At 57.5% G+C, this 6,013-nt stretch carries 4 protein-coding genes, 1 tRNA gene and 2 rRNA genes (1 of these 7 only partly in view); all 7 read left to right on the top strand.

The window, feature by feature from the left end:
• A 23S ribosomal RNA gene (locus H4W29_RS09200) occupies positions 1 to 1,655 on the top strand; it begins 1,144 nt to the left of the window's first position.
• Between the two features lie 240 nt (positions 1,656 to 1,895).
• Positions 1,896 to 2,010, top strand: a 5S ribosomal RNA gene (gene rrf, locus H4W29_RS09195).
• 208 nt (positions 2,011 to 2,218) lie between these two features.
• A tRNA-Met gene (locus tag H4W29_RS09190) sits at positions 2,219 to 2,295 on the top strand.
• A 388-nt stretch (positions 2,296 to 2,683) separates the two neighbouring features.
• Positions 2,684 to 3,169 carry a DUF305 domain-containing protein gene (locus H4W29_RS09185; RefSeq protein ID WP_192728654.1) on the top strand — a complete coding sequence of 162 codons (486 nt, stop codon included), beginning with the start codon at positions 2,684 to 2,686 and terminating at the stop codon, positions 3,167 to 3,169.
• Positions 3,170 to 3,182: 13 nt separating this feature from the next.
• Positions 3,183 to 4,640, top strand: a complete 1,458-nt coding sequence (locus tag H4W29_RS09180) for a YncE family protein (protein ID WP_192728653.1) — start codon at positions 3,183 to 3,185, stop codon at positions 4,638 to 4,640.
• A gap of 62 nt (positions 4,641 to 4,702) precedes the next feature.
• Positions 4,703 to 5,230, top strand: a complete 528-nt coding sequence (locus H4W29_RS09175; protein ID WP_192728652.1) for an RNA polymerase sigma factor — start codon at positions 4,703 to 4,705, stop codon at positions 5,228 to 5,230.
• Positions 5,227 to 6,003 carry an anti-sigma factor family protein gene (locus tag H4W29_RS09170; RefSeq protein ID WP_192728651.1) on the top strand — a complete coding sequence of 259 codons (777 nt, stop codon included), beginning with the start codon at positions 5,227 to 5,229 and terminating at the stop codon, positions 6,001 to 6,003. Before H4W29_RS09175 ends, H4W29_RS09170 begins: the two co-directional genes overlap by 4 nt.
• Positions 6,004 to 6,013: the final 10 nt, after the last annotated feature.

Here is a 6,013-nt window from a genome sequence, read left to right as displayed (position 1 = left end):
GTCTAAATAAGGGTCTTTGCGCCGAAAATGTAACGGGGCTAAAGCCATGCACCGAAGCTGAGGATTCCTCTTTGAGGAGTGGTAGCGGAGCGTTCCGTAAGCTGATGAAGGGAGACCCGTGAGGGCTCCTGGAGGTATCGGAAGTGCGAATGTTGACATGAGTAACGATAAAGAGGGTGAGAGACCCTCTCGCCGAAAGACCAAGGGTTCCTGCTTAAAGTTAATCTGAGCAGGGTTAGCCGGCCCCTAAGACGAGGCGGACACGCGTAGTCGATGGGAACCACGTTAATATTCGTGGGCCTGGTGGAAGTGACGGATCGCACAAGTTGTTCTGGTTTATTGGATTATCAGGGCAGCGGAGCGGTTCCAGGAAATAGCTCCACCGTATAGACCGTACCCGAAACCGACACAGGTGGTCAGGTAGAGTATACCAAGGCGCTTGAGAGAACTATGTTGAAGGAACTCGGCAAATTGCACGCGTAACTTCGGAAGAAGCGTGACCCCATTGTAGGCAACTATGGTGGGGTGGCACAGACCAGGGGGTAGCGACTGTTTATCAAAAACACAGGGCTCTGCGAAGTCGCAAGACGACGTATAGGGTCTGACGCCTGCCCGGTGCTGGAAGGTTAAGAGGAGAGGTGCAAGCTTTGAATCGAAGCCCCAGTAAACGGCGGCCGTAACTATAACGGTCCTAAGGTAGCGAAATTCCTTGTCGGGTAAGTTCCGACCTGCACGAATGGCGTAACGACTTCCCCGCTGTCTCCAACATAGACTCAGTGAAATTGAATTCCCCGTGAAGATGCGGGGTTCCTGCGGTCAGACGGAAAGACCCCGTGCACCTTTACTATAGCTTTACACTGGCATTCGTGTCGGCATGTGTAGGATAGGTGGTAGGCTTTGAAGCAGGGACGCCAGTTTCTGTGGAGCCATCCTTGAAATACCACCCTTATCGTCATGGATGTCTAACCGCGGCCCGTCATCCGGGTCCGGGACAGTGTATGGTGGGTAGTTTGACTGGGGCGGTCGCCTCCGAAAGAGTAACGGAGGCGCGCGATGGTGGGCTCAGACCGGTCGGAAATCGGTCGTCGAGTGCAATGGCATAAGCCCGCCTGACTGCGAGACTGACAAGTCGAGCAGAGACGAAAGTCGGTCATAGTGATCCGGTGGTCCCGCGTGGAAGGGCCATCGCTCAACGGATAAAAGGTACGCCGGGGATAACAGGCTGATGACCCCCAAGAGTCCATATCGACGGGGTTGTTTGGCACCTCGATGTCGGCTCATCGCATCCTGGGGCTGGAGCAGGTCCCAAGGGTTTGGCTGTTCGCCAATTAAAGCGGTACGTGAGCTGGGTTCAGAACGTCGTGAGACAGTTCGGTCCCTATCTGCCGTGGGTGTAGGAATATTGACAGGATCTGTCCCTAGTACGAGAGGACCGGGATGGACATATCTCTGGTGGACCTGTTGTCCTGCCAAGGGCATAGCAGGGTAGCTATATATGGACGGGATAACCGCTGAAGGCATCTAAGCGGGAAACCCACCTGGAAACGAGTGTTCCCTATCAGAGCCGTGGAAGACGACCACGTTGATAGGCCGGGTGTGGAAGTGCGGCAACGCATGAAGCTTACCGGTACTAATAGCTCGATTGGCTTGATCGTTCTCATTGACTATGCTCATCTCCCGGCAAACACGAAGTGTTTGTCCGGATCGATGATGCTTGACCTTCTGTCCTCACGCGCCAAAGGCGCTGCGGACGGCGCGCCGGACTTCCGGCGACGCGCCTTGCGCTTGCGGCCTCTGGCCGGCAGTGCCTCGCGAAAGGTTTTAAGACGTGTTCAAAAGAAAAAAGAAAACAGGCTAACGCCTGCCAGCTTCTCACACAAGTTGCGCTTCGCTGACCTGGTGGTTATGGCGGGGTGGCTGCACCCGTTCCCTTTCCGAACACGGCCGTGAAACGCCCCAGCGCCTATGGTACTTCGTCTTAAGACGCGGGAGAGTCGGTCGCTGCCAGGTCTGCTAAACGCAACTCGTGAATATCTTCTCAAAACGAAATCTTACGGCCCAAAGCCGACCAAAGGGCCGCTATCAAAGCGGCCTTTTGTGTTTGGGCACGGAGTAAAGGAACACGAGACAAATTGCTGAAGCAATTTGCTCGGCAGTGAGCGTAAAATGCCAGAGGCATTTACGCTATCGCGACAAATCCCAAAGGGATTTGCGCTGGCGCGGGGTGGAGCAGCCCGGTAGCTCGTCAGGCTCATAACCTGAAGGCCGCAGGTTCAAATCCTGCCCCCGCAACCAATCTCTTCCAATCACCAAGACCAGATCTCGCTGGCGCGAAGACTTCATCTTCGCTGGCGATCGGTAGCGCCTCGTCCTGCGGACCATAACCTGAAGGGTGAGCAACGCGAACGGGGCAAAGCCTGAACCCGAAACCAAACAAATAACCCGCTCTCAAGCGGGCTTTTTTGTTGCCAAACAGTCCAGGGCCTAACCTCTCCCCAAGAGGCCGCAAGCAGCCAAAGCAAACAAAGCGGCACAGGAAACCCATAAAGCCTGACAACGCAGCCAATTCAAGCCCGCACACGCGGGCTTTTTTTGTTGCTGAAAAATATCCAGACCAGACGGAATAAAAAGAATGCGCCGATGTCTACGTTCATGAAACCGCTCTGCATGAAAAGGAGCCCGCATGAACGTCTTTCCCCGAAAGAGATTCTTTCCGTTGGCAGCGTCGATCTTCATGATCCTGTCAGCTTCTGCCTTCGCCGACGATCCGGCATCGCATGAACACACAAACTCCGCGGTTACCGACGAGACTCCGTTCCTGACGGAAAACGAAGCAGCCATGGCGAAGATGATGAACGACATGGCGGTCAGGCCGACGGGCGACGTCAACAGGGACTTCGTCGAGATGATGATCCCTCATCATCAAGGGGCTATCGATATGGCGCAGACCTATCTGCGCTACGGCGGCAATGAGCAGCTCAAGCGCATCGCCCAGGAGATCATCGTCGATCAGCAGCAAGAAATTGCTGCGATGCGCCTGGCTCTCGGCGATCCCCTTCCGCCTTCGGATCCGGCGCCAACCCAAATTCCGCCGCAAAACCCCGCCTCTTCCGGCACCGGCATGTCGATGATGCCGGCTATGGATCCGAATATGAAAATGGGTAATTGAAAAGGACCCTGTCATGAAGTCTAGCCTTCTCGCCCTCAGCCTTCTCGCCGGCACGATGCTGGCGCCCTCAGCGAGCTTTGCCGGCCAGGCGCCGGATGCGACCTCTGATCCGGATATCCCGATCAGCAGCAAGGATCGCGTCTATGCGGCCGAACAATTCTCCAACACGGTTTCGGTCACCAACCCATCCACAAACAAACTGCTCGGCGTCATCCGTCTCGGCGATCCGCAGCCGGGCAATCTGAGCCCGCTCTATCGTGGACAGGTCCTGGTCCACGGGATGGGTTTTTCGCCCGACCACAAGACATTGGCTGTCGTTTCGATCGGCTCGAATTCGGTAACGTTCATCGACACGGCGACCAATGCCGTAAAGCACACCACCTATGTGGGCCGCTCACCGCATGAGGCATTCTTTACGCCTGATGGTAACGAAGTCTGGGTCACCGTTCGCGGAGAGGATTACATCTCCGTCATCGATGCGCATAGCTATGAGGAGAAGCTGCGGATCAAGGTGCCGGCCGGCCCAGGCATGCAGATCTTCTCGCCGGATGGCAAATACGGCTACGTCTGCTCGTCGTTCAATCCTGAGACCGTTGTCGTTTCCGTCGCCGATCACCAGATCGTCGGGCACATCAAGCAGGAAAGTCCCTTCTGCCCCAACATTGCTGCGACGCCTGATGGCAAGCAGGTCTGGTTCACCCTGAAGGATACTGGCAAGACGCAGGTCTTCAATGCCGAAGCACCCTTTGATCTCATCAAGACGATCGATACCGGGCCGATCACCAATCACGTCAACATCGTTCACAATGCCAATGGCGACTTTGCTTATATCTCCGTCGGCGGCCTCAACCAGGTGAAGGTCTATCGCACGGATAATTTCCAACAGGTCGCGACAATTCCTGTCGGCAATCTTCCGCATGGTGTGTGGCCATCAGGCGATGGCACGCGCGTCTATGTGGGCCTCGAAAACGCCGATGCGCTCGCAGCGATCGACACGCAGACAAACAAGGTGATTGCCACGATACCGATCGGTCAGGCGCCGCAGGCTGTCAACTATGTTCCCAATGCAGTCCCTGAGGGTGACGGCATGCAGAACCTCCAGCCGCTCGGCGTCGCCGGCGATGTGACGCATCTTGCCCTGCACGCGCCGAACGCAAAGCAGGATGGCGTTGCACCAACGAGTGTTTCTCTTTTCGATCAGGGTCTGTCGCAGGTGCTGCAGGCATCCGTGACGGGGCTGGAGCCCAAGAAGCCTTACATTCTTGCGCTCTCCGCGCGGGCTGACGGTTCTGGCGATCTTCAGCCTCTGGCGTCATTCACGACGAACCCGGCCGGTTCGGCGATCGTCAATGCCGTCGGCCCCATCCGGCAGATCGTCCAGAGTAGCGAGAAGGCAGAGCGCCGCTATCTCGTCATCACCGCTGCGGGGGATAAGAAGCCTGGCGAAGTCGTCCAGATCGAAGCGAAGTAAATCCCTCTCCCCCGTTGCCTGTGGTAGGGTGACGGGCGAAAGCTCCTGAAGGTAAGCCTCTCATGAGTGATATTCTGCAGCTTGTCGAACCGATCATCCCAGCGCTCCGCCGCTACGCCCGCGGATTGCTGAAAGATGCAACGGCAGCCGACGATCTCGTTCAGGATTGCCTGGAGCGGGTTATCGCGCATTGGCATCATCGCCGAAACGACGATCCGCGCACCTGGGTGTTCGCCATCCTTCATAATCTGGCCGTCAACCGGTTGAAACAGACCGCACGCCGTGGCGAACATCTGCCTTTTGAGAAGGTGGAAGAGAGCGCCTTTGCCCGGCAGCCGACACAGGAGGACAGTCTGATGGGCCGCGATATCCTTCAGGCGCTGGAGCAGCTTCCCGAGGAGCAGCGTAGCGTCTTGCTGCTGGTATCGGTCGAGGATCTGTCCTATTCGCAGACAGCGGAGGTCCTGGTGATCCCGATCGGCACCGTCATGTCGCGCCTGTCGCGCGCCCGTGAGCGGCTACGGCAGATATTGGAGAGCTCGGGGCAGACAAAGCAGGGCCCCGCCACCCATCTTCGGAGAATAAAATGAGCGTAAAACCGATCACCGAGGATGATCTCCATGGTTTTGTGGACGGTGCGCTGGACGAAGCGCGTGAAGCCGAGGTTTCGGTCTATCTTGAAACCCATCCCGAAATCGCCGCGCGAATCGACGGCTACGGCAGGCAGCGGCTCGATTTGCGGGCTGCGCTAAACTCTGTCGCGGAAGAACCAGTCCCCAGCCGGCTGAACCTCAGCCATCTGCTGGAGGTGCGCAAGCAAAGCCAGCCGCCCTTCTGGCGTATGGCTGCTGCCGCTGTCGTTCTTCTCGCCGTCGGCGGTTCCGGGGGCTGGATGCTGCATGGCATGTACCGGCAGCCGAACGAAGGCATGGTAATGCTGGCTGATGAAGCGGCCAACAGCTTCGCCACATACGCGTCCGACAGGATGAGGCCGGTCGAGCTCCGTGCCGACAACATGGCCGAACTCGTTGACTGGGCGACGGAGCGAATGGGCCGCAAGCCGGTGCTGCCGGATCTTTCCAAGTCGGGCTATCGCCTGATGGGCGGCAGGATGATCTCGACGTCGCACGGCGCCGGATTGATGCTGATGTATGATGATGATCGGGGAACGCGTCTCGTCATGCTGACGCGGCCAATGCTCGCCGATCAGAACAGGCCTATGGCGCCGCATGCGCAGGGCAATGTTCAGGGCTGGAGCTGGGCGTCCGGCGGTATGGGGTACAGCCTCGTCGGCACCTTGCCAGCCGATAGTCTGCATCCACTCGCCGATGATATCAGACAGCAGACCGAAACCGGTGCCTGAGCTCCGTCAG

Origin of the sequence: Rhizobium viscosum (assembly GCF_014873945.1) — a bacterium.
In the GTDB taxonomy this organism is placed as follows: domain Bacteria; phylum Pseudomonadota; class Alphaproteobacteria; order Rhizobiales; family Rhizobiaceae; genus Rhizobium; species Rhizobium viscosum.
This window is presented reverse-complemented; position numbering and strand designations above follow the sequence as displayed.